Source organism: Pseudomonas sp. D1-1 (genome assembly GCF_051132225.1).
Taxonomy (GTDB): domain Bacteria; phylum Pseudomonadota; class Gammaproteobacteria; order Pseudomonadales; family Pseudomonadaceae; genus Aquipseudomonas.
On the sequence record NZ_CP071676.1, the window covers coordinates 2,420,734 to 2,445,787 of the forward strand.

Consider the following 25,054-nt stretch of genomic DNA (forward strand, 5'->3'; position numbering starts at 1 on the left):
TAACGTACGTTCAGCGTTCCTCGCCGCGGCCGTAGCTGCTGAGTTTGTCCATCAGCAGCCCGGCAGCTTCCAGTTGCTTGCGTTCGTTGGTGGTCAGGCAGGCATCGACGGCTTCAGCCAACCACTCATCGCGGCGCTTACGGCTTGCCTGTAAAACTGATTGGCCTTGTTCCGACAGCCCGATCCAAGTGCGTCTGCGATCTTCGGTATCTGGCGTACGGGTAATAAGATCTCGGGCTTCCAAGTCCTTCAACAGGGCGGCGAGGTTGGACGAGCGGATATTTTCCGCTTCGGCAATTTTCGAGGGCGTTGCCATGCCGTCCATTTGATCAATGGCACTCAACACCAGCATCTGTGACCATGTCTCGGGATGATTCTGTGCTTCCTGGCGCAGGCGCTTGTTCAAGCGGGTGAAGCGTCCGCGGAATAGTGAAATGTCCATGTAGCAGTGCCCTAAAGAAACCTATGTGATTGTAGCTAAATTGAACGATGGATGCTGCGTTGCCAAATGTCCTTCGATTAGGAGCCGAACAGACAAACGATCACATTGCAGGACTGGCTGGAAGATCCAATCGCTGAGGCGGCCAGGATTGCTCATTGCGCAGGGCTTTGAATTCGCCTAAACAATATTCGGGAAAAATGGGGTACCCGCGGTGTAACAAGTGCTGCCAGACGTTGGCCTAAGGTTTTCATTTATAGCTGCGGATATTCTGACGAGTCTTGGAGACGTTGCCTTGCGGTTACGGCTTTGAGTTTACTGATGAGGTAGGGAGGCTTCCGAATGTTCTGGCTGGGGCCATTCGAGTACAAATCAAAAAAAGAGCTTTTGGATCGGCTCAAGGACTATCTACAAAAAGCACCGGTCGGTGTGATCACCAACAAGCTTGCAGTCAAAAAACTACACCTGTTGCTTGCGATGCATCCGGACGCGGACAGAAAAATTGGCGACGGAATTGGCCACTTCAGGATCGAGAGAAATGCATTGCGGGCGGGGAAGGGGATCTGGCTCGTCCGCGTGGATGGCAGTGAAGATACCTTTTCCTACAAGCGGTGTATCACAGGCGTCGTTCAATCATCCCATGGCAAGGTATGCGAAGCACTGAGGTTTGCAGTGCGCCCGCAATTGGTCGCATTTCGGGATGCACTTGGTCTGCCTGTAATGTGTGCGGCGAGTGGAGTGATCATCACGCAGCGCAATGATTTGCACATCGATCACAGGGAGCCGTTTTGGATGCTGCTAGAGCGATTTTGCCAAGATCGTAAGGTCGATCTAACTAAGCTTGAGACGTCTGGAAACGGAGAAAAATTGGCACTGGTTGATCAAAATATCTCGTCTGCCTTTGCGCAGTACCATCGTCTTCATGCGGAATTTCAGCCTTTGCTGAAAGCTGCCAACGTCGCGAAAGGAGGGCGCCGTGTCGGTAGGATTTATGGCGAGGGAGAAGAAATCGATCCACGGTGAAGGTTGGAGGGTGTGGGGGCCGCACTTTTTTCGGCGGTATGTAGCTCCGAGCCAATCCAGCGAAATAGAGGTCGTTGGTTGAATGACTGCTCCCCCTGTGGTCAATCGTTGGGCAGGTGTAACTGCACCTCCATGGACCGTCATTGCTCTGGCCTGTCGCTTCGTCGTCCCGCCTTCGCTTCCTTGCTACACATTTGATAGCGAAGCATACGCGATGCCACGAATCAAAGCACTCAATGAACCCTACCCAGCCGACGTCAGGGCGGATTTCGACAAGATAATGGGCGTAGGAGTACCGCCACTCGCTCTATTCTCCACCATCGCAAGCAGCGATCGCGCATGGCGGAAATTCAAGGCAGGTTCGCTGCTGGATGGCGCGTTGCTGACACTTCGCCAGAGAGAATTGGTCATCGATAGGGTGTGTGCTCGCACAGGGTGTGAGTACGAGTGGGGGGTGCATGTGATGGCCTTCGCGAAGGCCGCCGGGCTCTCCAAGGAAGAGATTGCCGGCACGTTGGAATATCCGCTTCGCCCCGGGCAGTGGAAGGAGGAAGAGACCGCGCTACTGACCGCGGTCGATGCGCTTCATGATCGAGCGACTTTAAGCGATGAAGCGTTCTTTAACCTCAGAAAACACTTCGACGACGATCAGATCCTGGAGGTTCTGATGCTCGCGGGCTTTTACCGTACGGTTTCCTACATTGCGAATGGCCTCGCATTGCCGCTGGAGCAACATGCAGCGAGCTTCAGCGAATATCGCAAAGGTGAGACAGCTGGGCGTTGATTGCTTCTGGTCGAAGTTTTTCGGTCACTGACGCACCCCTGTGGAAGCGCTCGCGATAGCGGTGGGGCAGCTTGCATACCTCGCATCGCAGCGGCTTGACCTTGAGGTTGGCTTTAGGCTTAAAGTCGACTTCAAGGGCAACGGATTTTTCAGGGGGTGTTATGAGAATAGGCGAACTGGCGAAAATCAGCGGGTTGGCGCCGTCACGCATCCGGTACTACGAAGCCAGCGGTCTGATCAAGTCCGTTGGACGCAAAGCCAATGGCTATCGGGATTACGCACCTGATACCGAGTGGGTTCTGGAACTCATTACCGGCGCACAGGCGGCCGGTTTCTCATTGGAGGAAATCCGCCAACTGATGCCGATGAATGCCGGCGGTTGGCAACACGATGAGTTGCTCAGTGGACTCAAGCAGAAGGTTGAGGAGATCGGCGTACTGCAGCAACGGCTGGCCCAGAACAAGGCGCAACTTTTGCTCGTCATCAAGGGCATCGAGGGTAAGCCCGAAGGCATGGCGTGTGCGGACAACGCGCAGTTGCTGATCAATCGACTGCGCGAAGAAGGCGTTGTCCATTCTGCAGGCAAGCGTGCGACAGCGTCCTCCAAGAGAAAAAAGGCCCGTCAGGCTTCCGGGGCCTGACGGGCGTAAAAATTTCGATCCCGTCAAAAGCACGCAAAAAAAGCTATTGACCTTAAAGTCGACTTCAATCTTAAGGTGCCTCATACCCAGCTGAGGACCGCTCCATGAATGTGTTCGACACCCTGATGCTCCCCAACGGTTCGACCATCAAGAACCGAATCGCCAAAGCCGCCATGGAAGAAAACATGGCGGACGCCGACCAGGCGCCCTCCGAAGAACTGATGCGTCTTTACCAGGCGTGGGCCGACGGCGGTGCCGGCCTGCTCATCACCGGCAACGTAATGGTCGACGGCCGCGCCATGACCGGACCGGGTGGCGTGGTGTTGCAGGATGATCAGCCGCTGGACAAGTTCAAGCACTGGGCGCGTATTGGCCGATCCGGCGGTGCGCAGTTCTGGTTGCAGATCAACCACCCAGGTCGGCAGATGCAGGCCAACCTTGGGCAAAAAACCTGGGCGCCGTCAGCCGTGCCGTTGGCACTGGGCAACATGTCCAAGCGTTTCGCCACGCCTCACGCCATGCCCCCTGGTTTGATTGAAGAGGTCATCCAGCGCTTCGCGAACACTGCGCGCCTTGGCGAACAAGCCGGATTCACCGGCGTGGAAATCCACGCCGCCCATGGTTATTTGTTGAGTCAGTTCCTTTCGCCGCTGACCAATCAAAGGCCGGACGAGTGGGGCGGCTCTCTGGAAAACCGGGCGCGGTTGTTGCTCGAAGTCGTCAAGGCGGTCAGGGCTGTGGTTTCGGCGGGATTCGCAGTAGCAGTCAAACTCAATTCCGCCGATTTCCAGCGCGGAGGGTTCACGGCCGATGACGCCAAAAGAGTGGTCGGGCTGCTCAACGACCTGGGGGTGGACCTGGTGGAATTATCTGGCGGCAGTTACGAAGTCCCCGCCATGCAGGGTGAGGCGCGTGATGGGCGTACCTTGGCCCGCGAGGCTTATTTTCTCGAGTTTGCCCGTGAGATCCAGACCGTCGCCAAGATGCCGGTGATGGTTACCGGTGGCATACGTCGACGTCCGGTTGCCGAGAGCGTCGTGCAAAGCGGTGTGGACATGGTGGGCATCGGTACGGCGTTGGCCATCGATCCTCACCTGCCGCGTGACTGGCTGCAGGGCAAAGACAACGCCCCGCAATTGCCGCCGATCACTTGGAAAAATAAGACCCTTGCGGCCTTGGCGAACATGGCGGTGGTGAAGTTTCAATTGCACAAACTGAGTCGGGCCAAACAGCCCGATCCGAGCGTGTCGCCGTTGCGTGCGCTGATCCTGCAGCAGCTCGCCCTGGCATTTCGCACGCGTCAGTATCGGCGTTGGGTGGAGAGGCGTTCGATATGAGTTGATGTTTATTTAAAGCTTGATGAGCAAAGGTGGGAGGCCACTTTTGCTGGTGAATTGCAATGGGACGATTCTGGCCGAAAGCGTTTAGTCATGAAAGCTCCTATCGGCCCGAAGCGGACGGTCACTCTCAGCCGTATATCTCAGCTGTCTGTCAGGCGGTACAGTGCTTGGGCATGGGATGCCGTTAACCCGGCACGCTCGAGATTTCGGCGGCTCTGGGAGCTGGCCAGCGCGGTCGCAGCGATCCAATGATAGCCATGCTTCTTTGCTTGCTCTATTCGTTGAGAAATCAGCGCTCGGTGGTAGCCGTGGCCCCGGGCATCCTTTCGTGTTGCCGCCGTTCCGAGGTAGGCAACGCCATTGCTGGCCAGATACATCGAAGCCCCTGCTACCACTATCCCTTCCGCTTTCAATACGTAGATTTTCAGACGTCCGTCAGGCACCGGCCCTACAAAGGAAGCCTGATTCAGAAGCCGATGCTCCGGCTTGGTATGAAAGCTACCCGCATGCACTTCTGCGAATAGATCCAGAGTCTTCGACGTGACCTCTTCAATTTCGAATGAGTGACGACTCAAAACCACCTTTTCAATGGCACAAGCTAATTGCAAATGAGTCCAGCCCCTCAAACGCTCAAGCCGTGCTTCGCCCACAACAACGTATTGCTCCAACGCCGAAGATTTCCCAATAAGAGGAATTACAGTCGATCGCTCCGCTGACTCATTGAGCAGATTTAACACTGCCAAGGGATTGCTGGTGATGTCACCATAAATGCGGTTGAACATTGGGCTTGGCGATGCGTTCACCTGAAAACACGGAAAGTCCGCGTTGAAAAAAACACGCGCGCCATAAGGATTTCCGCTTATTTCTGCCAGGTTCTCAACGCGCGAACGTAGATACTCGCTTTCTGCGGCCTCAATCTTATGAGCAAGCTCAACATCCATGTTCGTCATCCTTTTCTAAAAACTCCAAGAGAGGTGAAGCACGTCGAACAATACGCTTGCGTCCAGGTACGTACCAGTGCCTGGCTCAGTTGCACTGCTGCTTTGGGTCGATTACTGCCCTTCGTGACAGGCTGCAATCGGCCAAGAGCAGTCGTTCAGGACAGTGCAACGGCTGACCTTTGCCTCCGCGAAAAGGAATGACTGAGGTATCTTGTCAAGCTGCCGATCCGCTTGAGACTCCAAGAAGCCAATGCTCAGTTCACTCGTTTCAAATGGTCAGGTACAAGCGGCTGATCGCTCAGAACTGATGGCCCCCTGGTGGAGTTTCACGAAAACAGTCTTGGCTGCTACGGCCCTATCGTTGGTGCGTGACGGGCTGGTCGGATTGGACCACCCTGTTCTTGGTCAGCCTTTTACGCTACGCCAGTTACTACGGCATGAGGCCGGTCTGCCTGATTACGGAGAACTTGCGGAGTATCACTCCGCCGTTAAAAATAGTGAGTCAGCCTGGCCGGCCGATGAAATGATGCAACGCCTTGACGGTGCTCGACTCCGATATAGTCCCGGAAACGGTTGGCGTTACTCGAATGTCGGCTACCTGCTTGTCGGCAGACTAATTGAACGGCTGACTGATCTGAAGCTTGATGAAGCGGTAATTCAACGGACACTTTCTCCTCTGGGCTTATTGGGCGTTCGCTTTGCAAAAACACGAGCAGACTTCCAAACGACCCACCTTGGAAGTTCCTCAAATTATGATCCTGCCTGGGTTTACCACGGCTTGTTGATCGGCCACATTTCGCACGCAGCGTTATTTCTGGATCGACTCTTTTGTGCAGACCTGCTCCCCACGGACTTGCTTCAGGAAATGCAAAAAGCACGAACATTGGGCGGCCCGATTCCCGGTCGCCCTTGGATCACGCCGGGCTATGGCCTTGGCGTGATGCAAGGGTCGATTGACGGCGGGTATTCGCTATGCGGGCACACCGGGTGCGGACCGAGCAGTGTCATTGCTGTCTACCGTCTCTGCGACGGCGACGCATCGGCTTGTTGTGCTGCTTTTGACGTGGGGTCCAGTGAAGGCTTCGTCGAAGCCATCGTCGTCGAGCAGCTCATGCAAGTTCTGCGTCAGAAGAGCTGACTGCATTAAACGCCTTTTGGCGTCGGTCAAAGGATTTGCCGAATGACCGCCTTGGGTCGAAAGACGTCTTTCGGTAAAGACATCGGGACGTCGCTACGCCCCGCGCGGACCGGGTAGCAGAGTGGCGATGGGAATCGCCTGATTCGTTGCGCGTTTGTTAGGCCATCGTCACTCTGGAAGCGACGATTTTTTGAGCAAATTGAAGTGGACATTGAGCGTCTGTTAAAAAAGCGGCAACTGAACGTGCAAGAGCAAAATGCTCTTGTGGCCCACAGACTCATGGTAACCGCCAAAGCTTGGTTGGCCAGAGGGATTCCCCTTGCCTTAAAAAACTATAGCGAGTCGAAGGGCATTAGATGGTCAGAAACCGTCGTACTAGATCTTGAGGTCGACTTTCCCGGTATGCCCAGCCTTTATGGTCTTTTGCTCACTCACGCAGAGCGGTTCATAGAGTTTGAAATTGATACCGATAACACTCACAGGTACGTGGAATCGGTGAGTCAATGGGAGGATGTTTCTGCTAATCAGGACTACGCGCCCCGCAAGCGCGGCACTGGAAAGGGCTTCGCAGCAATTGCTCTTCAGGTCAGGCGCGAACTCCTATGCGGCTTGTAGGTGTGGATCACAGAAGCTGAGATTCGATTGTTGATCGGAAGCTGCTTTTGCGCCGATTTCCTCCGGCAACTGGTGTCCTCTTTGGGTCGGTAGCTGCCGCTTGCGTGCGCACAGTCCGCACATCAAGATCCCTAGCAACTCAGAAGCTTCGTACCCCATTAGGGAGGACTGACCGCCAATGGAGATTCAACGGGTTACGCACATGCCGTCACAAATTTATGCCCTTGAGAAAGAGGCTGTGGCAGAAGGTTTCAGGTTTATCACTCGGCTGACTTCGGAATGGTATTCAGGCACCAATTGCTTCGATGCGCCAGGCGAATGCCTAATGGCAGCGTATCTAGACCGGCAACTGGTGGGCGTTGGAGGTCTGTCTGTTGATCCGTTCACGCATACCCGCATAGGAAGGCTGCGGCGTGTTTATGTAACTCCTGCGTCACGGGGGCAACAGATTGGCAGGCGACTGGTTAGCGCCTTGCTTGCCCACGCCGCTTTGCACTTTCAAGGAGTGCGTCTTTACACCGAAACTTCTGAGGGAAGCACTTTTTACCTGCGCTGCGGCTTCACGCGAACTCAAGACGCCCATGCGACTCACATCGTGCAGCAAAGAAGCCTCTGACTCTGGCAGCTTTCGGCCAAATGCAGCCACTCAGGTTCCGATGTTTCCAGCGCAACGTGCCCAAAAAACGGACACCGATCGCCACGTATTTGCCTAAGGCCTAGCCCCTGAGTAGAATGCGATTAATTATCAATCATGTACTTGCCGGGATTCCGATGCGCAGCGATGAAACGCTAGGTAATGCAGATCTAGGGCTGCTCTATCGAACCCACCACTCGTGGTTACACGGCTGGCTTGTCCGACGCATCGGATGTCGCGATAACGCAGCAGATTTGGCGCAGGACACCTTCGTACGTCTGCTCAAATCCCGCCAGTCCAGCCCCTTGCGCGAACCACGCGCCTATTTGAGCAGTATCGCCCGCGGACTGATGATCGATCAGTATCGGCGTCGTGAACTCGAACGTGCCTACCTGGAAAGCGTCACGTTGCTGCCTCAGCACGAGGTCCCCTCGGAAGAAAGCCGGCTGTTGATTCTCGATGCGCTCGAGCGCATAGACCGCATGCTCGGTATGCTGAAACCCAGAGTTCGCCAGGCATTTTTATTTGCCCGACTCGACGGTCTGACCTGCGCGCAAATAGCCGAAAAGCTGGGTGTTTCCCGTGCGACGGTGGAACGCGACCTGGCCACGGCCCTGCAGCACTGCTATCGCTTGCGTTATGTCGAGGCATGAGCCGCAGGCGCTCAATCCGGCCATTGTCGAGCAGGCGATCCAATGGCTGGTGCGCCTTCGCTTCAATCAAGCCGATGAACAAACACAGCGCACTTTCGAGCACTGGCTGCAGCAGTGCCCGGAGCATGTGTTGGCGTGGCAGCGTGTGGAAACGCTCGGGGATGAATTATCAGGCGTGCCAGCTCAATTGGCCCGACAAACCCTTGAGGGTACCCATCATGGAATGCGGCGGCGGGAAAGCCTGAAGCTACTGGGCCTATTGGCTACTGTTAGCACCGCAGCCTGGCTCGGCCGGGACTATACGCCCGTACCTGCCATGCTTGCGCAGCAGCGCAGCAGTACCGGCGAGCAACGACGCTTCCAACTCGATGATGGCAGCCTTATCCAGCTTAATAGCGATAGCGCCGTCGACAGCGATTTCGACGCCCAGCGCCGCCTGATAATCCTGCGGCGTGGTGAAATCATCGTGAATGTCGGCGCGGATCAACACTCGCCTCGAGCGCGACCGTTCTGGGTGCAATCACGTGACGGGATCATGCGCGCTCAGAGTTCCCGCTTTCTGGCACGGGAGCTGGATGATGGCACTCTGGTCGCGGCTCAGGAAGGGTCAGTCACGGTTTTCCCCGGCTCCAGTCAAACTCCTGCGAGCCGCAGCGTCCAGGCAGGAAGCCAGCTGCTGTTCTCATCAAGTGGCACCCGAATGTTCAGGGACAACGGCCTAGATCTATGGAGCTGGGGGGACGGGGTGATCAGCGCGCGCAATATGCGCCTCAATGATTTCATCGTGGAGTTGTCGCGTTATCGCCCCGGGGTGCTGCGCTGCGCCGAAGAGGTCGCTGATCGTCGCGTTTCCGGCACCTTCCAGCTCGCCGACAACGATCAGGTCCTGGCATTGGTCGCGCAGTCACTGCACTTGAACATTGATTATCGAACCCGTTATTGGGTCACCGTGACCGCTGCCACCTGAGCCCATCAAAAAAATTGTGCTAGCTGAAAAATAATGAGGTAGCTTCTCATTCTCGTTCGACCTCTAAGGAAGGCCGGAATACAGGCCAGTCTGCCGATGTCCTTTCTTGGAGCGAGAAAATGAGTTCGTCCCCTGTTTCACAGCGCCATCCATTAAATCGTGCCTTGCACGCTGCGATTTTGGGTTTGATCGTAAGCAGCTATGCATTGCCATCGCTGGCGCAAACATCGAGCGCTGACCATAGCAACCCAGTCAAGCAGTGGAACATCGCTGCCGGCCCACTGGCGCCGGCGCTTGACCGCTTTGCGCGCGAGGCTGGCATCAGTCTTTCCTTCGACGCGTCGAGTGTCGCGAACCGCACCACTGCTGGCGTGGATGGCACGCTCGATACGTCGGCAGCGCTGTCATCGTTGCTGCAGGGGAGTGAATTGCAAATCGAACAGCAGGGCCCGAATGCCTATCTACTGCTCCCTCAACCAAAGCCCGCCGGCCCGCTGGAGCTCGACGCAACGGACGTCGAGGAATACCGCCTTGCACCCCTCATCATCAATGCCAAGGTCAGGGTCAGTGCCGACGACGACGCCAACTCGGTAGTTGCCAAGGAGCTCTGGGTTGGCGGCAAGGTGGCAACCAGCATTCTCAATACACCGGCATCGGTGTCGGTTGTTACCAACAAGGAAATGGAGCAACGCAGCGTCAGCACCACGGAAGAGGCGCTGCAATACACGCCGGGCGTGATCAGTGATTTCTATGGTACGGATGACCGCAACGACTATTTCCAGATCCGGGGCTTCCAGGCCACCACCTACCGTGACGGCTTGACCCTGAGTTCGATGCGCGGCGTACGCGAAGATCCGTTCGCTTATGAACGCATAGAGATTCTGCGTGGCGCCAACTCCACGCTGTTTGGCCCAGCGGACCCGGGCGGTTCGGTGAATTTCGTGACCAAACAGCCGCGCTTCGAACAGTTTGGCCAAGGCTATGTGACCTACGGTTCGTTTGACCATGTGGAGACAGGCATCGATGTGGGGGATGCGCTGAACGACGAGAAAACCGTGGCTGGCCGCTTTACTGCCAAAGGCCAGAACAGCGACCGCGAGTACGACCACTCACAGGACGACAACCGGTTGGTGATGGGTGGCCTCACCTGGGCACCCACGGATTACACGTCAGCCACCGTGATTCTGGACTATCTGAAAACTGAAAGTTCGCCCAACAGTGGCGGCTATCCGCTGGACAAAGAGTACGACCGCAGCAAGTTTTATGGAGAGCCCAGCTACAACTTCCACGATGTCGAGCGCACCAGCCTCAGCGGTAACGTCACCCATGACTTCGACAACGGCTTTGTACTGCGCAGCAATCTGCGTTACAGCAAATTGACCGATGATTTCGGCTACGTTTACCTCAGCGACAGCGCCGGACGTGTCGGTACTACCGTTGACCGGTATCTGTTTGGAACGGACACTGAGGCCGACCAGTTCAACGGCAATCTGATGCTGCAATACGATGCCCGCTTCGAGGACATCGACAGCAGCAGCCTGGTGGGCGTGGAGTACCTCGATTCGACCACCAAGGAAAGCTCGGTCTACGCCCTGACGACCCCGATTGACATCGCGAATCCCGTGTTTACTGGCGTTTCACGCTCAATCACGCCGTATGCCGTCAACAAGCGAGACGCGACCACCAAGGCCGTGTTCCTTCAGCAGAACCTGTCGTTCTACGAGCGTTTCATTGTCACCGCGGGTATGCGCAACGACTCGATGGACCTTACCAGCAAAGGCTTACAATCCACTGAGAAGGACAACTTCTCCGAAACCTCCTACCGAGGTGCGTTGACTTATATCGTCAACGACGAGGTGTCCACCTATGTGAGCATGGTGGAATCCGTCTCGCCGCCTCAGGTTGGCGTAACACCGCAGACGGGCAGGCAGTACGAAGTGGGCGTGAAGTATGCGCCGATGGGGATGGACGCACTGTTCTCCGCGGCCGTTTATGACTTGACCCAGGAAAACGTCACCATCGCCGTGGTGCTGCCGAGCGGCATCATCGAGCAACAGACGGTGGGCGAATCGCGGGCGCGTGGCCTCGACCTGGAGGCCAAGGCGCAGGTGACGCAGAACATCAGCCTGATAGGCGGCTATTCCTATATGGAGTCCGAGGTACTGCGCGGTTCGTTGTACGACGGCAGCTCCCTGAAAGGTAATGAGTTCTCCACGGCGCCCAAGCATTCCGCTTCGCTCTGGAGTTATTACGACGTGCCCGGTACTGATGTCAGCGTTGGCTTGGGTGCGCGCTACGTCGGCTCTTATTACTTCGATGCAGCCAACTCCGGCAAAAGCGATGGCACCACACTGTTCGACGCCGCCTTCAACTACGAGATCGCCAAGGGCACCGACCTTGCGGTGAACGTCAGCAACCTGCTGGATGAGCAGCACGTGGTCGGTTCCGGCACAGCGAACTTCTACAACCCGGGTCGCGAGATTACCGCCAAAGTGAGTTACAACTGGTAAGCAGGCGTGTAAGGCCTTCAGTCGCGATTGCGGTATTGGACGGGTACCCACTCATACCTGCCGGCTTCGCGCCTGATGTGGCCTATGCCCGGAAATGGCAAGTGAGCGACTGCTGACAACCGTTGCTCACTCGCGGCAGCCTCGAATTGTCGTAATCGCTGGGCGCGAGCGGCGTTCTGATTGACGTCGAAGGTTATTGTCACCTCAGGCCGCGAGAACTGGATGAGGCCGACATGCATGATATCGCCCCAGAAATCGATGCTCTCGCCTTCGCTTGTGACCCGAAAAAAGCTGTGGCCCGGCGTATGTCCCGGCGTGGGAATGGCGGTGATACCCGGGAGGATTTCGGATTCGGCTGCGAATGGCTTCAGCTTGCCTTCTCGCTGGTACGGGCCAACCGTCTTTAGCGCTTGCTCCAGATAAGCCGGCGTTAACCCCTTGTCCAGGTTGGCGCGGTCCAGGAAGAAGTCGACGTCGGCCTGGCCGACGTGGATGGTCGCATTGGGAAACATCATCTGGCCGCCGCGTGTCAGGCCGCCGGAATGATCGGTATGGATGTGGGTAATCAGCACATCGGTGATCTGTGCCGGCTGGTAGCCCGCAGCCGCCAGGCTTTTGGGTAGCTTGCCGCCAACGTTACCGAACAATTCACCGGCACCGGTATCGATCAGTACTACATGTGAGCCAGTATCGACGAGGTAGGCATTGATAGACGTCTCCAGCGGGTTGCGAGCAAATCCGCGTTGCAGCATTGCGTCGATCTGCTTTGGGCTGATGCCTCTAAGCAGCGGATGTAGATCGAGGGGCAGCGTCCCGTCGCTCAGTGCGGTGATGCGGAACTTGCCCAGAGTGAAGGCGTAGGTGCCTGCGAGTGCGGGTTTATGGGGCGGTGCCGTCGTTGCGGTCGACGTCTGTGACGCTTGCGCGGCGGTGGGCGACGGTGAGTAGGTTGCACCCGTGACTAGGGCGGCTGTCAGTAGGGCCGCAAGATGGAACCGCGCGTGGTTATGCATGATGAGTACCTTTGTGAGTGTGACCATCGGTGATCGCTGGGATAAAGGTAGATAAAGCGCGTTCAGTGTGAGACACCGCGTACGCCTTAGCCGCTGAATAGCCAGTACCGGCTGTATCTACGACATGCTTAGGCTTCATAGCGAAATATTATATGCGTGACGCATGCATTTTGCCAATCGCTGATATATGCTTCGAGCACATATCGGCAATCGGAGAATCCCATGCAGCACATCACGAGCGTCACCAGCAGCCAGGCTGCTCTCACTTCCAGTATTTCGAGACTCGAGAACGTAAATCGGGCAATTGTCTTGTCCGGCGTTGTTCTTCCCCTGCTAATGATTGGTCTACTCAAGTTCACGCAGATCGAGGTGCAGGTACTCATACCCCTGATCAGTGGCACCCCGTGGCTGGCCTGGCTTTATCCAGTTCTTGGCGAAGCCGGTACCTCGTACTTATTGGGTGTAGTCGAGATACTGACTGCACTGCTGCTCATCGCTTCACCCTGGTCTGCTCGAGCAGCTATCGCAGGTGGGTTGTTAGCATCGCTGACCTTCTTTACGACCATTTCCATGATGTTGGTATTGCCGATATGGGAGGCCGGATCGGGAGGTTTTCCATGGCTGAACTTCCTGGGCACGTTCCTGATAAAAGACGTTGCGTTGTTAGGGGTGAGCCTGGTGATCCTCACCGAGGGGCTGCAGCGTATGTTGCCCACTCTAGCGGCTAATCAAAATAGGGTTCCAAAACACTCTCAATCCAAGTCATGAAGGCCCGGACGCGTTGGGAAAGGTTGCGCCGATGCGCGACTACGAGCGACGCCGACAGCGGCTCTGGTCGTAGATCCGGCAGAATTTCCACCAGATCGCCGCTTTTGATGTGGTGCGCAAGGGCCAAATAGCCGGCCTGAATCAGTCCAATCCCCGCCAGGCCCGCAGCATGATAGGTCTGCACGTTATTCACTTGCATCGCCCCTGGCAATGCAAGTGATGCGTAGCTGTCTCCCTCCGGATATTCCCAACCAGCGAGTCGGGCGCCGAGTGTCGGCGTGTAGTGAACCATCTGGTGACCCTGGATGAGGAGGTCGTCGAGTGTTTGCGGTATGCCGTACTTTGCCAGATAGCCTGGACTCGCCACGTTCATCATGCGCAGTTTGCCGAGCGAGCGGGCGATCAGTCTGTCGTCCATGATCGGCCCGAGACGAATCACGCAATCAAACCCTTCTTGAACCAGATCGACACGGCGATCCGTGCTGGATAGTTCCAGCTCCAACTCAGGATTGGCCTTGAGTAGTTGCGGTAGAGCGGGAATCACGACGGTCTTTGCCAACTCAGTCGGCATATCTACGCGCAATCTCCCCCTCAGGGGGGCGCCGCTGTTCGCGAACATGGACTGCACGTCCTGAGCTTCGGCCAGCAGGTCACGCGCACGTGCATAAAAACTACGACCGTCTTCGGTCAATTGCACGCTGCGTGTTGTTCTGTGCAGGAGGGTCGCGCCCATGTCCCGTTCCAGCTCACGAATCACCGTCGACACCCGTCCCTTCTGGATTCCCAAGCTTTCAGCGGCACGCGTGAAACTCATCATTTCCGCAACGCGGGCAAAAATCAAAAGTGCCTGAAGATTGGGCATTGTTCACCGATTAGATAACAGTGCGTTCGGATTTGGGTGATTTATAACTTATTTTTGACTCAGTAGAGTAACTCTCAGGTTGTCCACAACTCCAGAACTTGTAAGGGAGCACTCATGAACTCAACTTCCACGCCAATCCGAACGGTCATCATTTATCACTCAGGCTATGGCCACACCGTACGAATGGCAGCTGCCGTCGCTGAAGGCGCTGGCACCGACTCTGTATTGGTTGCAATCGACCCCGAGGGCAATATTCCCGAGGATGCCTGGCAAACACTCGCAGACGCAGACGCAATTGTCTTCGGTTCGCCTACCTACATGGGCGGCCCTAGCTGGCAGTTCAAGAAATTCGCGGACGCCTCTTCCAAGCCCTGGTTCGAAGGCGCATGGCAAAACAAGATCTTTGGCGGCTTCACCAATAGCGCGAGCATCAACGGCGACAAGCTCAATACTCTTGAGTATTTCTTCCTGCTCTCTGGGCAGCACGCCGGGATCTGGGTTGGTCTGGACATCAAACCAGCGAACGTCAAGGCGTCGAAACGCGACGATTTGAACCGCATGGGTTCTTATATCGCGCCTATGGCGCAGACGCCGGCGGATGCCTCTCCTGACGAGATGTCATCGGGAGATCTGGAGACCGCGCGTCTGTATGGCGCGCGCGTCGCATTGATTGCCGGACAGTTCCGAGCCGGTAAATCTCAGTCTGTCTGATGTCCACTCGCGTCGACGATACTGGCCCGCTGCTGTGCTCATTTTCATCCATCGATCTCGAAGGAGAAGTCATGAAATACAAGCGACTTGGCCGTACGGGCCTGTATGTATCCGAGCTGTGCCTGGGCACGATGACGCTCGGTGGTAATGCCAACCGGGTATGTGGTCTGCAATCGGCGCGGTTGAACAGGGCGAAGCCAACAGTTTGATCGCCCACGCTCTGGCGCAAGGAATCAACTTCATGGACACCGCCGATATTTATTCTTTCGGTCAGTCGGAGCGTATGCCATTTCTTGCGCCCAAGAGCCCATGATCTGCTTTGGTTTTCAGCCCAATTGTTTGGATATAGCGCAAGGCCTGCTCGGCGAGCGTGCTCTTGTTGGCAGCGTGCAACTCGAAGAACTTGCGCCGCGCATGGGCCACACAGCCTGAAGCTCGGCTTCGATCGCCCCAATATTGGTATCGATCAGATCAGATGCCTTGACCAGACGCATACCTTTCAGAGATGGCCAGTGCAGGGATTTTCATTCAACGCATCTGCGACTGGACAATTCGTGCAAGACGCAGGGTCGCACAGTCTACACACTGAATAGCCTTGATCGAGATCATTCACCAGGCCGTTGAGTAGCTTTTCGGTTATCCGTCCGAGAAGTTCGCGCTCATCCGGATCAAGCACTTCCAATACACGAGCTATACGTTCCTGGCGGACCGCTAGCACGGCAGCACAGTTCGCATTTCCTGCGGTAGTAAGGTGGAGCGCAACGGCACGCCGATCAGCGTCTGCTTGTCTACGTTCCACTACACCCTGGGTGACAAGCCTATCAACCAGGCGCACAGCTCCAGGATGAGACAACCCCAAGGCTCGCCTCAAGCGCTCTATGGACATGCCTGGCTCGTGACCGAGCAAGGCAATAGCCGCAGCTGCCGGACCAACTTCCGGAGCTTGGTCTTGAGTGCCTTGGTGGATAGAGTCAGAAATCGCCAGCGACAGCGCCCCAACTATGTTTTCGAGTTTCATATCTTTCATGGGCTAAATATGTGTGCATCGCGCATGGAATGCAAGATTTTCAGATGAGAAGGGCCCGTCTTGGGGGAAAGCCATGGGTTCTTTCTTATCAGTAGCTCCATTGCTCAGCGACTTTTAGCTATCGCATCGACATTCTTGTTTCCAAGGACCGGCCTGGCCTTCGAATCGCCTTCTACGATGAAAAAAATAGAACGGTCAGCCTTTCAGTTGTGGCCGTCGGTTTTTCAAATTTATTACATCCTTGGAACGCTTCTTCCGGCACGGCCACTCAGGTGTGAGGATGCCGCCGCTCATACCGGGGTCATTCGCATTCATCTATCTGCCGATGCCAATAGGACAAAGCCATGGATACGATTAATGTAGGTGCAAGCCGCGAGCTGAACCGTCCACCTGATGAGATACAGCAGGAAACAACACTGCGGGCCTCTCACTCTCCGGTCCTCGGCGATATCGGGGTAGCAATGCGCACGCGGCTTCATAACCATTTCGAGGCTCACGTTGAAACACAAGCTGACTCCGATCAACCCGCTGCCCCTGCTTCAAGCGCCCGCAACGCGGAGCTGAACGCCATTCGCGATGACCGTGCCCAACGGCTGGAGGCCGGGGGTTATACCGTCCATGACATGGAGAAGGCGGAAAAAAACGCAGCCAGGGCCGACAGAGTGTTTGCGTCCATAAAGTCAGGGATGGGGGGACGCCCTTTGCGGCGCTGACCGAGGCCGGTAATTTCAAACCGTCGATCCTTCAGGTAGCGGGCCAGCATGCCAATACGGTACGCCAAGCGGCTATAGAGAACGCTATGTCATGCTTGTATGCCGGTATGGCGGATGCCGCCGGTAACAAGACGATCGCGGGCTTCAAGCCTGGTTATAAGCCTATTGATCAAGATACCGAATGGCTGGATGACTTCGAGACTTTAAAGGATCTCGATGCCACTGCCCTGGTCAAGATGGTCTCCGCGCGGCTGGGTGAAGGCGCGGCGACGGCGCTGAATGCGGTCATCAGCGGCGATGCCTTGAAGGAGATAGTAGACCCGGTCAGTGTCGTAGGAAATGGTCTGCTGATTGGCGGTTTTTCTGCAATGGGCGCGGCTACAACCGCCACAGCCAACCTGGCGAAGTCCACGGAGCTGGGAAAAATGGCGGCTACCGCAGCCTCGGAGGGTGTAAAAAACGTATTGGGTACCCTGGCTTTCGGGCTCTGGGCAGCTGGCGCCTCGCTAGGTGGATCAGTGCCGAAAAAAGCCACCGCTGTGGTCGATGCCCATGTACCAAAAGCGGTAGAAGGGGGCGCAGATGCAGCGGGCAGGGTGGCGGTCAAGGGCGGTGAGCTTGCGCTCAAGACATCGCTCACCGGCGCCAGATTTGCCAAAGAGACAGCTGTGTCAGCGACCAACCACACAAAAAATGCAGCTCAAGCGGTAGGGGATGGAGTCACTAGCGTTGCCAGCGCCATTGGCACCACCTCCCAGTCAGCCTGGAATAAAAGCGTTGGGGCCCTGAGGCAACGCTCCGCGGTCACCCCTCAAAGCCAGGCCGCTCAGGGTCAGAGCATACCGATGCAGCCGCTCGCGGGTACGCAGGTCCAGGCATCTTCCTCAGCACCTGCGCGTCCGACTGCCCAGGATGACGGAGATATCGTTTAGCAGCCTTTCCTTGTCGCTCACTTCAGTTTTCCTTGGTGTCCAGGGATCGGACATTTCAAATGATTACTTACGACCCAAAGCGAACGATCTCCCACGTCTACTTTCTATTGAACCTGAATGGCCTCGAATTCGAATTGGCGTTAGCATTTCATTCATCCGGCTTAAAAGCCTGTTTTTTTTAGATCAGGGTCACATTGTGGAAAAGCTAAAACGCCTTCAAAGCGGAATCGAAGGGCTCGACGCTCTGCTTAACGGAGGGCTGGTCGCGGGTGCTTCATACATAATTCAAGGTCGTCCAGGTTCCGGCAAGACGATCCTCGCCAATCAGCTTGGATTCCATCACGTGCGTAATGGAGGCCGTGTTTTAGTCGCCACACTGCTGGCCGAGTCGCATGACCGTCTCTTTCAGTTTCTCTCTACCCTGAGCTTTTTCGACTCATCCAAAGTGGGCGCTGAAATCCAGTTCGTCAGCGCATTCGATACGTTGGAAAATGAAGGTCTCGATGAAGTAGTAAAACTGCTTCGGCGTGAGATCAGTCGGCAGAAGGCTACGGTCATGGTCGTCGACGGTTTGCTCAATGCGCGCTCCAAAGCCGATTCGCCTATCGACACCAAGAAATTCATCCTGGAGTTGCAAGGCCACGCAGCGTTTGCCGGATGTACCGTACTGTTCCTCACCAGTTCACGGCTTGACGACGGTAGCCCAGAGCACACGATGGTTGATGGTGTGATCGAAATGGGAGAGGAGCTGTTCGGCACTCGTTCCGTACGACGTATACAACTACGCAAGACGCGAGGCAGCAGCGCACTGACCGGTCTTCACGAATGTGAAATCACTGATGACGGCCTGGTTGTCTATCCGCGTCTCGAGAGCCTGTACAGCCGTCCTTCCTCGTCCGACAGTGCGGACATGACGCGTATCGCCAGTGGGATTGATTCACTCGACGATATATTGGGCGGAGGGCTACACAGCTCCAGTGTGTCTCTGGTCATGGGGCCCTCCGGGATCGGCAAGACCACGCTGGGTCTCAAATTCCTGGCCAAGTCCACACCTGATGCCCCAGGCTTGCATTTTGGGTTCTATGAAAGTCCACAGCGGCTGCGCCTGAAAGGATCCTCACTGGGCATCGATATCGAAGCCATGGAGGAAAGCGGGGCGTTGAGCATTGTCTGGCAGCCAACCACCGAAGGGCTGCTGGATGGACTCGGCTCAAGACTGCTGAGCATCGTCAAGGAAAAGGGTATCAAACGCCTGTTCATCGACAGTCTGAGCGGGATGACACGCGTTTCGACAAATCCGGGACGGATTACCGATTTCTACAGTGCGCTCATGAATGAGCTGCGCTCCAGAGGCGTTACGGTATTTGCATCCTGGGAAATGCGCGACCTGTTCGGTTCCGAGGTCAGCTCACCGAACTCCGACCTGTCGAGCATCGTCGACAACCTGATGCTGATGCGTTTCTTTGAGAGTCGCGCTGAACTAAGCAGGACGCTTTCCATTCTTAAGGTACGAGATAGCTCCTATGACCCCTCGCGATTCGAGGTGGTGATTCGTGATCAAGATGTTTTCCTGAAAAAGGCTTTGAGGAATGAACCTTCAGTTGCCACTGAGTCCTTGCCTGGTTCGATTTCATAAGTCTTTGGACAGGTTGAAAAATTAACATGACCACCATCCTGGTCGTCGACGACGAGTATCTGATCGCTGACATCCTCAGCTTCGCGCTGGAGGATGAAGGCTTCATGGTCGTAAAAGCCAGCAATGGTCGAAAGGGACTCGAAGTTCTCGAAAGGGAGCGTCCAGCGTTGATTGTTACCGACTTCATGATGCCCGTCATGGACGGCTTGGAGTTCGCCACGGCTGTGCGAGCACTTCCGTCCATCAATCGTTTGCCAATCATCCTCATGAGCGGTGCTCAGGCGCACATAGGTATGCAGAGATCGGATCTGTTTGATGCAGTCCTGCCAAAGCCATTCGAGATAGGCGCCATCATCGCAGAAGTGAAAAAGCTCTTGTCTGCGCAGTAGTTCGTTCCGGTAGGCGTCACGAGAGCGAGTCTATCGAGTGCCCACCGATGCCCAGCGTGGGCTGCATGATTTTTTGAGGAGGGTGCTAGAGGACTTTCACGGCCCGGCCGATGAACTGCACCGGCCCTGTGGGTTTTCCGGTCGGCGAGCCATTGACACTTTCAAGAGTCAGTTCAAAAAGTTGATGGGGCTCCAACGGCGGTAACTTATCGAGCGGGACCGACAGCGTTTGTCCAGGCCGGACCAAACCCAGGGATACCGGCGCTTTCCAGTCATCCGCCTTGGTCCAGAATTGCAATGCTTTATCGCTGGGGACCTGTGCCACCGCCAGCGGTATAAGTTGAATTTGCTTGGAGTCGGTCGCTTGAATGACCCATCCAGGTGCCTGGTTTTGCGGCGCTACCAGCACCACCAGGTAAGTGGTTGGGCTGACCGCGGTCGTGCGCGTCAGGAGCAACGTTCCGAGCAGCAGGGTTGCAATGATGCCTGCCCCGGCGAGCCCGCGCCATAACGGAAGAAAATCCCACAATGATCTCGACCGTGGGGCATTCGGCGCTCGCTGGCCATGACTGTCCAGGCTGTTCTGGATACGCCTCCAGACAAGGGGCCCAGGTGTTTGCGGTTCTGCCTGCTCAGTCAAGGCAGCCAGGCGCTGCTCCCAGGCATCGACCGCGTCGCGCAAGGCGGGTTCGTGCGCGAGACGCTGTCGAACCTGCTTGCGCTGATCGGCCGGCAATATCCCCAACACATATTCGCTCGCCAGTTCTTCGATGCTTTCGGGAAGATCATCCTCTGCGCTCGTCGTCATCCCATGCACTCCCGCAACGCCACCAGACTACGTTTGATCCACGCCTTTACGGTTCCCAGCGGTGCGCCCACTTTTTTCGATATTTCGGAATGTGAATAACCGTCCACGTACGCATGAAGTATGCAGTTGCGCCGGGCCGGCTCCAATCGTTCAAGGCAGGTATAGATACGACCTGAACGAGTCAGGTACTCAAACGTGTCGCTGTTCGGCGCGTCAACGGACGCCAAAGCGTCCGAGGCCATTTCACTGTGCTCGTCGAGCTGAATTTGCCTGGCGTTGTCGCGCACTACATTGAGGGCCAGGTGTCGGGTTATGCTGAATATCCAGCCACGGGCCGAGCCTCTGGTCGGGTCGAAACTGGCGGCGCGAGTCCATATCTTGATGAAGACGTCATGGAGGATGTCTTCCGCCAACGCCTTATGGCGCACGATTCGCTGAGCAACGCCCATCACGCGTGCGCTTTCCTGATCGTATAAGGCGCGCAACGCCTGTTGGTCGCCTTGGGCGCATGCCGCAAGGTGGGCTTCATAGTCGAAGTAAGGTTCGGGCAAGGACAGGTTTCCAGCCATTGGCAGCAACATGACCCCAAGCCCGGAGGCAAGGGGGTATTCATTGGAGAAGAGTAGCCGACTTTGCCCTGACCACTGGCCGTCGAGCGTGATCTATTGGGCAGCCCAGAATATATAGTCGGCTTGATACTTCACTACCTCACGCTTGCCTTTGTTGGCGCTGGAGCATTCGGCCATCGGCGCTACGCCACCCTTCACGGCCAGCCGCTGGATGTAACTGACCCCGCTCATTGCGCCTTTCCCTTCGGCGGGGTTGGCCTTGACCAGCTGCAAGGGGAGGTCTTTGGGGCTGACCGATGCGACCGCCAATTGGGTTCCGGTGATTTTGGAACCGTCGTTGGCTTGCCATGTTGCAGGTGGGCCGAAATAAGTGCCGATAGCCTTGCCGCTTCGATCGTTCAGCAGCGCTTTCGGGCCGATGAAAAACCATTCTGTCTGCCCTGCGGCATTGGCCTTGTCACGGCATTCATAAGTGATTTCTCCGACTCCTGCAGTTTCGAGCGCGACCTTATGCCCGGCCGGGACCTTGATGCTTTCAGGCAAGCCTGCTTGCGCGTAAGCAGCAGGCATCGCGACGAACAGGCAACTGGCAGTCAATGCAGTACCGATAATGCAGAACAATCGTTTAGCGTTCATACAAGCTTCTCCTGAGGATTTGATCAGTGCAGCGGTTCATGGCCGCTACATGTACTACCCTCTGGAACGCGGACTGGATGCACTTGGCTGAATAAAAATATCAACGGCCGTTTCAGCGGGGCTCGCAAGGCCGGCAGTCGGTCATGTCGGGCCTGCCTGTTCAGGTTTTTGCTACGCGGTCGATACCTAGGTAAATGGGCGATCAGTGCGTGACTGCCGATGCCGCCATCAGGAGTCTCGTCACCAGGACGATTCACCCTCGTTTTCAATGGAATGGGCATGTCCAGGAATAACCCGCTTTTTGCACTGCTGTTACTGTTCGCGTGCCCCGTCGGGTGGGCGGGGGTGGCCAAGCTTGATGTGGCGATGCACGAAGGCACGGGCCAGCGGCTGCCCGACGCGGTGGTCACGCTGCAAGGCCCGATCGGTGCGCCGTTGGCGCCTCCCGCCGCCAATATGGATCAGCGCAACCAGCAATTTGCGCCTCATGTGCTGGCGGTGCACACCGGCACCCCGATCAAATTCCCCAACAGCGACAACATCCGCCATCAGGTCTACTCGTTTTCGCCGGCGAAGCGCTTTGAGTTGCGCTTGTACGAGGGCACCCCCTCCGAGCCGGTGCTGTTCGATAAGCCCGGCGTGGTGGTATTGGGCTGCAACATCCATGACCGGATGCTCGGCTACGTCTTTGTCACCGACGATCCGCGTTTTGCCGTCAGCGATGCCCAAGGCAATGTGGTGCTGAACGATTTGCCAGTCGGCGAGTACCGCGTGACGCTTTGGCATCCCCGGCTCAAGGGGATGCAACCGATCGATGCCGGTTCTGTGAAACTTCCTGCGACCGGCCTCAAGCAGAACTACACCCTGACGCTGGAGCCTTTACCTGAGCAGCCCGCAACCGCTCCGGCTTCGAGTGCCTTCGGCGATACATTCAAGCGAGCGGCTCGTGAAACTGCGCAATAGTTTCCAGGCGCAAGTCGCAGCGGTGATGATCCTGTTGTCGCTGGGGGTGATCGGCGTGTTGTATTTCAGCGTCAATGCAGCGACCCGTTCTGCGGTGCGTAGCCAGTCCGAGGCGCAGTTGGACGTCGGTACGCGCGTCTTCGAGCGGCTGCTGGAAGTGCAGGGCCGACGCTTGGCCGATGGCGTGCAGTTATTGGCGGCCGACTTCGGCTTTCGCGAAGCGGTGGCCAGCCGGGATGCTGCAACCATCCGTTCAGTGCTGGTCAACCATGGCAAGCGCATCAATGCCAGCGACATGATTCTGCTGAGCATGGACGGCGAGGTGCTCGCCAGTACCCTCGACAACATGCCGGAAGGTTCATTGTTCCAGTACGATGGCGCGCTGCGCCTGGCACAACGTGCGCGCCAGGCCATGGTAATCGTACCGTTGCAGGGTAAACCGCATCTGTTGGTGGAAACGCCCGTACTCGCACCTCTGCCTGTTGCCAGGGTGGTGATGGGTTTCAGCATGGACAAGGCCTTTGCCAGTGAGTTGCGCTCACTCACCAACCTTGAGGTTTCGTTTCTTGCCGTTGATCACCAACGGCCTGGTGAGCTTGTCAGCACGCAACCAGACGTTCTGCGCGGGCCTGTCTCCAGCTTGATGCTCAACTCGTCCAACCGCAACAGCGCGGTACTGACGGAGCACCTGGATCGCAATTTCCTCAGTCAGTTTCTGCTGCTGGCTGACGGTTCGAACGAATACGATGGGCAAGTAATAGCACTCTTGCAGAGTCCGCTGGACGTGGCCATGCAAGCGTTTGCTCCGCTGGACGAAAAAATCCTGGCGATTACCCTGGTCGCACTGATCGCCTCGTTGGTCGGCGCTTTGCTATTGGCACGAGGTGTGTCGCGTCCGGTCAAGTCACTGGCCCTGGCGGCGGAGCGCATCGGTCAAGGCGATTACCAGACCCCCGTGGTATTGGAGCGGGAGGATGAACTCGGGGTGTTGGCCAAAGCCGTCAATTCGATGCAAAGCGGCATCGCCGAGCGGGAGCAGCAGCTGGCCCACAACGCCCTCCATGACCCCGTCACTGGCTTGCCCAACCGCGCATTGGCCATGGAGCGCCTGGGCAGTGCAATTGCCGCCAACCGGCCGATTGCCCTGATCTGCATGGGCATCCATAACCTGCGGGCCATCAACGAAACGGTCGACCCCGAAACGGTCGACCGGCTGCTCCGTCAGACCGGCCAGCAAACCCAAGCCCTGTTGCACCCTGGCGACACCGTGGCGCATCTGATCGCCGAGGAGTTCCTGGTTCTGCTCGATGGGATGGACAGCGATGCGGCGGTCGCCTTGGCGGACCGGTTGCAGCAAGTATTGCTCAAGCCCCAGCACATCAACGGCCACGACCTGGCCCTGGACTGCAGGCTTGGAATAGCGGCCTACCCGGCGGATGGGCAAAGCGCGCAGACCCTGCTGGAACGCGCCTCCATCGCCATGAAAGACGCGGCGCAGATGCCAGGTCATCTACAGATTTATCAGCACGGGCGTGATTTGGCCCACCGCCGCCAGATCGCCCTGATTCGAGACTTGCGCCACGCGGCGAACAACGGTGAGCTGCTCCTGCATTACCAGCCCAAGATGGACATTCTGAAGAGTCATGTCCGCCAGGCTGAAGGCCTGTTGCGCTGGCAGCATCCGCAACTGGGCCCGATCTCTCCAGCCGAATTCATTCCCTTGGCAGAACGGACCGGAAGCATTCAGGCGCTGACCCACTGGGTGATCAACGAGGGCATGCGCCAGCTCTCGGAGTGGAATGGGCGAGGGTTACGCTTGCAACTGTCATTGAATATATCCGCCGAAGACCTGATCAGCGACGATCTGCCTGGTCGGGTCGTGGTGTTGCTGCGCACGCATCGGCTGCCAGCCGAGCAGCTGGTGTTTGAAGTCACCGAGAGCGCTGTCATGCGCGAGCCCGAGCGGGCCTTGAAGAACCTCCATTTGTTGCGCGATTGCGGCATCAGTCTGTCGGTGGATGACTTCGGTACCGGCTATTCGTCCTTGGCGCACCTCAAGCGACTGCCGGTGCAAGAGTTGAAAATCGACCAGTCGTTCGTCCGAGACCTGCATGACACCAGCGAAGATGCGGTAATTGTCCGCTCGACCATCGAAATGAGTCATAACCTGGGGCTCAAGGTAGTTGCCGAAGGCGTTGAATATGAACACAGCCTGAGATTACTCGAGCGTTGGCATTGCGATACCGCGCAGGGCTACCTGATCAGCCGACCGCTGACCGCCGCGGCGTTCGAGGCCTGGGTGGCGTTGCCTTTGAATCTTCATTCTTCGCTGGTTCATTGAA

27 protein-coding genes and 1 pseudogene are annotated in these 25,054 nt (G+C 56.7%); 19 read left to right on the forward strand and 9 right to left on the reverse strand.

Annotated features, from left to right (window positions below; genetic code table 11):
* Positions 1–10: 10 nt before the first annotated feature.
* Positions 11–442, reverse strand: coding sequence for a MarR family winged helix-turn-helix transcriptional regulator (locus J3P86_RS11095; RefSeq protein WP_434700223.1), 432 nt, complete (start codon positions 440–442; stop codon positions 11–13).
* Between the two features lie 339 nt (positions 443–781).
* On the opposite strand from J3P86_RS11095, the gene J3P86_RS11100 reads away from it, so the two are divergent.
* The 4 genes from J3P86_RS11100 (at position 782) to J3P86_RS11115 (ending at position 4,224) form a co-directional block, all read left to right on the forward strand.
* On the forward strand, positions 782–1,462 hold the full coding sequence (locus J3P86_RS11100) for a DCL family protein (protein ID WP_434700224.1): 681 nt from the start codon (positions 782–784) through the stop codon (positions 1,460–1,462).
* A gap of 82 nt (positions 1,463–1,544) precedes the next feature.
* Positions 1,545–2,246: a carboxymuconolactone decarboxylase family protein gene (locus J3P86_RS11105; RefSeq protein WP_434700225.1), complete on the forward strand. Its 702-nt coding sequence runs from the start codon at positions 1,545–1,547 to the stop codon at positions 2,244–2,246.
* A 161-nt stretch (positions 2,247–2,407) separates the two neighbouring features.
* Positions 2,408–2,887, forward strand: coding sequence for a MerR family transcriptional regulator (locus tag J3P86_RS11110; RefSeq protein WP_434700226.1), 480 nt, complete (start codon positions 2,408–2,410; stop codon positions 2,885–2,887).
* A 104-nt stretch (positions 2,888–2,991) separates the two neighbouring features.
* Positions 2,992–4,224: an NADH:flavin oxidoreductase/NADH oxidase family protein gene (locus J3P86_RS11115; RefSeq protein ID WP_434700227.1), complete on the forward strand. Its 1,233-nt coding sequence runs from the start codon at positions 2,992–2,994 to the stop codon at positions 4,222–4,224.
* 143 nt (positions 4,225–4,367) lie between these two features.
* On the opposite strand, the gene J3P86_RS11120 is transcribed toward J3P86_RS11115, so the two are convergent.
* The gene (locus J3P86_RS11120) at positions 4,368–5,168 is read right to left on the reverse strand and encodes a GNAT family N-acetyltransferase (RefSeq protein WP_434652310.1); all 801 of its coding nucleotides are present in this window, start codon (positions 5,166–5,168) and stop codon (positions 4,368–4,370) included.
* 250 nt (positions 5,169–5,418) lie between these two features.
* Here J3P86_RS11120 and J3P86_RS11125 point away from each other — a divergent pair, with 250 nt between their 5' ends.
* The 6 genes from J3P86_RS11125 to J3P86_RS11150 all read left to right on the forward strand — a co-directional run bounded on the left by J3P86_RS11125 (position 5,419) and on the right by J3P86_RS11150 (position 11,685).
* Entirely contained in the window at positions 5,419–6,306 is an 888-nt protein-coding gene (locus J3P86_RS11125) for a serine hydrolase domain-containing protein (RefSeq protein ID WP_434700229.1), read from the forward strand.
* A gap of 204 nt (positions 6,307–6,510) precedes the next feature.
* The gene (locus J3P86_RS11130; protein ID WP_434652269.1) at positions 6,511–6,921 is read left to right on the forward strand and encodes a hypothetical protein; all 411 of its coding nucleotides are present in this window, start codon (positions 6,511–6,513) and stop codon (positions 6,919–6,921) included.
* Between the two features lie 178 nt (positions 6,922–7,099).
* Complete coding sequence (locus J3P86_RS11135; RefSeq protein WP_434652267.1) at positions 7,100–7,537, forward strand: GNAT family N-acetyltransferase; 438 nt, start codon at positions 7,100–7,102, stop codon at positions 7,535–7,537.
* A 155-nt stretch (positions 7,538–7,692) separates the two neighbouring features.
* Complete coding sequence (locus J3P86_RS11140) at positions 7,693–8,208, forward strand: sigma-70 family RNA polymerase sigma factor (RefSeq protein WP_434605091.1); 516 nt, start codon at positions 7,693–7,695, stop codon at positions 8,206–8,208.
* Complete coding sequence (locus tag J3P86_RS11145; RefSeq protein WP_434700231.1) at positions 8,195–9,175, forward strand: FecR domain-containing protein; 981 nt, start codon at positions 8,195–8,197, stop codon at positions 9,173–9,175. Before J3P86_RS11140 ends, J3P86_RS11145 begins: the two co-directional genes overlap by 14 nt.
* A gap of 119 nt (positions 9,176–9,294) precedes the next feature.
* A complete protein-coding gene (locus J3P86_RS11150) occupies positions 9,295–11,685 on the forward strand; it encodes a TonB-dependent siderophore receptor (RefSeq protein WP_434700233.1) in 2,391 nt (796 codons plus the stop codon).
* Positions 11,686–11,702: 17 nt separating this feature from the next.
* Here J3P86_RS11150 and J3P86_RS11155 read toward each other — a convergent pair whose 3' ends face one another.
* Positions 11,703–12,698 carry an MBL fold metallo-hydrolase gene (locus J3P86_RS11155; protein ID WP_434700235.1) on the reverse strand — a complete coding sequence of 332 codons (996 nt, stop codon included), beginning with the start codon at positions 12,696–12,698 and terminating at the stop codon, positions 11,703–11,705.
* Positions 12,699–12,920: 222 nt separating this feature from the next.
* On the opposite strand from J3P86_RS11155, the gene J3P86_RS11160 reads away from it, so the two are divergent.
* A complete protein-coding gene (locus J3P86_RS11160; protein ID WP_434700237.1) occupies positions 12,921–13,466 on the forward strand; it encodes a YkgB family protein in 546 nt (181 codons plus the stop codon).
* Here the strand turns inward: J3P86_RS11160 and J3P86_RS11165 are convergent.
* Positions 13,423–14,328, reverse strand: a complete 906-nt coding sequence (locus tag J3P86_RS11165; protein ID WP_434568855.1) for a LysR family transcriptional regulator — start codon at positions 14,326–14,328, stop codon at positions 13,423–13,425. The genes J3P86_RS11160 and J3P86_RS11165 overlap by 44 nt on opposite strands.
* A 114-nt stretch (positions 14,329–14,442) precedes the next feature.
* On the opposite strand from J3P86_RS11165, the gene J3P86_RS11170 reads away from it, so the two are divergent.
* Both J3P86_RS11170 and J3P86_RS11175 read left to right on the forward strand, forming a co-directional pair.
* The gene (locus tag J3P86_RS11170; RefSeq protein ID WP_434624377.1) at positions 14,443–15,039 is read left to right on the forward strand and encodes a flavodoxin family protein; all 597 of its coding nucleotides are present in this window, start codon (positions 14,443–14,445) and stop codon (positions 15,037–15,039) included.
* A gap of 160 nt (positions 15,040–15,199) precedes the next feature.
* Positions 15,200–15,352: an aldo/keto reductase gene (locus J3P86_RS11175; RefSeq protein ID WP_434700239.1), complete on the forward strand. Its 153-nt coding sequence runs from the start codon at positions 15,200–15,202 to the stop codon at positions 15,350–15,352.
* Positions 15,353–15,381: 29 nt separating this feature from the next.
* Here the strand turns inward: J3P86_RS11175 and J3P86_RS11180 are convergent.
* A pseudogene (locus J3P86_RS11180) lies at positions 15,382–15,468 on the reverse strand (IS66 family transposase); the annotation flags it as partial.
* A 70-nt stretch (positions 15,469–15,538) separates the two neighbouring features.
* Complete coding sequence (locus J3P86_RS11185) at positions 15,539–16,066, reverse strand: MarR family winged helix-turn-helix transcriptional regulator (protein ID WP_434700241.1); 528 nt, start codon at positions 16,064–16,066, stop codon at positions 15,539–15,541.
* A gap of 344 nt (positions 16,067–16,410) precedes the next feature.
* On the opposite strand from J3P86_RS11185, the gene J3P86_RS11190 reads away from it, so the two are divergent.
* From J3P86_RS11190 to J3P86_RS11205, 4 genes are all read left to right on the forward strand, one after another.
* On the forward strand, positions 16,411–16,779 hold the full coding sequence (locus J3P86_RS11190) for a hypothetical protein (protein WP_434700243.1): 369 nt from the start codon (positions 16,411–16,413) through the stop codon (positions 16,777–16,779).
* Between the two features lie 86 nt (positions 16,780–16,865).
* Positions 16,866–17,711 (forward strand): hypothetical protein, encoded by an 846-nt coding sequence (locus J3P86_RS11195; protein WP_434700245.1) that lies wholly within the window; start codon positions 16,866–16,868, stop codon positions 17,709–17,711.
* Positions 17,712–17,904: 193 nt separating this feature from the next.
* On the forward strand, positions 17,905–19,347 hold the full coding sequence (locus J3P86_RS11200) for an ATPase domain-containing protein (RefSeq protein WP_434658208.1): 1,443 nt from the start codon (positions 17,905–17,907) through the stop codon (positions 19,345–19,347).
* Between the two features lie 26 nt (positions 19,348–19,373).
* The gene (locus tag J3P86_RS11205; protein ID WP_434700247.1) at positions 19,374–19,736 is read left to right on the forward strand and encodes a response regulator; all 363 of its coding nucleotides are present in this window, start codon (positions 19,374–19,376) and stop codon (positions 19,734–19,736) included.
* Between the two features lie 85 nt (positions 19,737–19,821).
* On the opposite strand, the gene J3P86_RS11210 is transcribed toward J3P86_RS11205, so the two are convergent.
* From J3P86_RS11210 to J3P86_RS11220, 3 genes are all read right to left on the reverse strand, one after another.
* Positions 19,822–20,544 (reverse strand): anti-sigma factor, encoded by a 723-nt coding sequence (locus J3P86_RS11210; protein WP_434700248.1) that lies wholly within the window; start codon positions 20,542–20,544, stop codon positions 19,822–19,824.
* A complete protein-coding gene (locus tag J3P86_RS11215) occupies positions 20,541–21,095 on the reverse strand; it encodes a sigma-70 family RNA polymerase sigma factor (protein ID WP_434604327.1) in 555 nt (184 codons plus the stop codon). Before J3P86_RS11215 ends, J3P86_RS11210 begins: the two co-directional genes overlap by 4 nt.
* A gap of 111 nt (positions 21,096–21,206) precedes the next feature.
* The gene (locus tag J3P86_RS11220) at positions 21,207–21,749 is read right to left on the reverse strand and encodes a DUF3455 domain-containing protein (protein ID WP_434700251.1); all 543 of its coding nucleotides are present in this window, start codon (positions 21,747–21,749) and stop codon (positions 21,207–21,209) included.
* Between the two features lie 279 nt (positions 21,750–22,028).
* Between J3P86_RS11220 and J3P86_RS11225 the strand changes: the two genes are divergently transcribed.
* Both J3P86_RS11225 and J3P86_RS11230 read left to right on the forward strand, forming a co-directional pair.
* Positions 22,029–22,712: a methylamine utilization protein gene (locus J3P86_RS11225; RefSeq protein WP_434624363.1), complete on the forward strand. Its 684-nt coding sequence runs from the start codon at positions 22,029–22,031 to the stop codon at positions 22,710–22,712.
* Positions 22,696–25,053 carry a putative bifunctional diguanylate cyclase/phosphodiesterase gene (locus tag J3P86_RS11230; RefSeq protein ID WP_434700252.1) on the forward strand — a complete coding sequence of 786 codons (2,358 nt, stop codon included), beginning with the start codon at positions 22,696–22,698 and terminating at the stop codon, positions 25,051–25,053. The genes J3P86_RS11225 and J3P86_RS11230 overlap by 17 nt, the downstream gene beginning before the upstream one ends.
* Position 25,054 lies beyond the last annotated feature (1 nt).